This window comes from Anaerolineales bacterium (assembly GCA_022866145.1).
Classification (GTDB): Bacteria; Chloroflexota; Anaerolineae; order Anaerolineales; family E44-bin32; genus PFL42.
On record JALHUE010000099.1, the window covers coordinates 1 to 1,770 of the forward strand.

2 protein-coding genes are annotated in these 1,770 nt (G+C 66.5%); both read right to left on the bottom strand.

Annotation, left to right across the window (positions count from 1 at the left end; genetic code table 11):
* Positions 1–160: 160 nt before the first annotated feature.
* Positions 161–1,321, bottom strand: a complete 1,161-nt coding sequence (locus tag MUO23_03235; GenBank protein ID MCJ7511969.1) for a VWA domain-containing protein — start codon at positions 1,319–1,321, stop codon at positions 161–163.
* A 4-nt stretch (positions 1,322–1,325) separates the two neighbouring features.
* A partial coding sequence (locus MUO23_03240) for an FHA domain-containing protein (GenBank protein ID MCJ7511970.1) occupies positions 1,326–1,770 on the bottom strand: 445 nt, incomplete at its 5' end.

Genomic DNA, 1,770 nt, shown 5'->3' on the forward strand with positions numbered 1-1,770 from the left:
CAGAAGGCGTCGGGCTCCCAAGCGGGCTCACCACCCGGAGCCGGTCACGCGGGAGGTCGAAGCCGCCCATGGATCTCTCGGGCTGCGCCTGGCCACCCCGGACTTCCGTCTAGGTCGCTCTCGTCAGCCTCACGTCTCGGCGTCGAGCCTATCAATCAGTCTATCGCAGCTTCACTTTGCGCGGCGCAGCAGGCGGAGGTTCATCTCGCAGCCGGACACGAGAGCCTTTGGCGGCCTTCTTGGCCGGGGCTGGTTCGGTCCTGTGGAGCAGGCGGGAGCCTGCGCGCAGAAGGCCTGGGAGCAGCATCAGTGCGAGGAGCACGCCCAGGCTTGCGCCGAACAGTGCCCACGAGGGGAACGCTGCCACCTCCGGCAGGACACCGCCGGGGTTGTAGGCCGCCTCGGCCGAGACGTCGCTGTCGCTCAGGCGGACGGTCAGGATGCGGTTGAGGCCGTCCCGCAGGGGCGCCTGAGTCGTGTAGGACATGCGGTACTCGCTCTGCAGGGCGCGGCCGAGCTGCTGGTACAAGGCGGTCAGGCTGGCTTGGTCAGCCGCCAGCCCGAATGCGCCACCGGCGTTCTCCGCCAGCAGACGCAGCGACTCGTCATCCAGACCGGCGAAGGAAACCCCGAGCTGTGAGCGGTCGCCAAGCCCGATGGAGGATATCGACAGCTCGCCCTCGCGGACCTGCCCGATGACTGCGTCCTGCGACGCCTGGCTGGAATTGTCCATGCCGTCGGTCAGGGCGATGATCGCCTTGCGGCCCTGAATGGACCCGAGCAGCTCGATGCCTTCGAGCAGGGCGTCGTACATCGCCGTGTCATCCTGCGTCTCCAGTCCATCGATCGTCTGGTGCAGGGCAGCGCGATTCTGGGTGACCGGCTGCACCAAGTCGCTCTCGACATTGAAGGCCAGAATCCCCGCCTGATCGCCGGCCCGCATCTGGTCGACATAGGCATGGGCGGCGGCCTGCGCCGCCTTGAGCTTGCCCGCCACGGCCATGCTTCCAGAGACATCGATCACCAGCAGCGTGGTTAGCGGGCCGATCTCCCCTTGTCCGCTGACCGACTCGAGTCGGACCGCTTCGCCGTTCTCGAACAGCTGAAGCCGCTCGGGCGCGATCGGCATCGGTTCTCCGGAGGCATCGGTTGCCGAGACAAACACCTGCACCGCGGGAAACTGCGACCGGTCGATCTGAGTCACGTGCACGATCAGGTCGTCTTCGGCCTGGGCTGCCGCTCCGGGCTTGGCCGCGAGCGGTGAGAACGCGAAGGCGCCGAGAGACAGCAGCACCAAGGAGCGCGACATCCGGAGGGTCATCTCGTCACCTTCTCTCGTGATACACCAGCTCGGTGTTGCCCATGCGGATCTTCTGGTGGTCCGCCAAGGCGGCTATCTCGACCTTGCGGTTGTTGACGTAGGTTCCCTTCAAGCTGAGGTCCTTGAGGTTCAGGTGTGTGCCGGCACCGACCAGCATGGCGTGTTGGGGAGCGATATCGGGGTCCGGCAGGGCGATGTCGGCCTTGAGGGCGTCGCTGCCGAGGATGGCGGCCGGGCCGCCGGCCTTGAGGTACTTGTCCAGCATGAACTCCGCCCCTCGCAGCTTTCCCGAGACCACTTCCAGCCAGGCCCTGGAAAGCAGGACGCTGATCAAGGCGATGAAGGCTCCGACGCAGGCGCCGAGGACGACCAGACCCATGGCTTTGCCGAGCATCGGATTGTCGAGTCGTTGTTGCGAGGCAACCAGCAGCGCGCCGCCCAAGGCGCCG

Bases quoted from the DNA above. Each gene is read 5' to 3' on its own strand.
- MUO23_03235 (MCJ7511969.1), bottom strand. From the start codon at position 1,321: ATGACCCTCCGGATGTCGCGCTCCTTGGTGCTGCTGTCTCTCGGCGCC.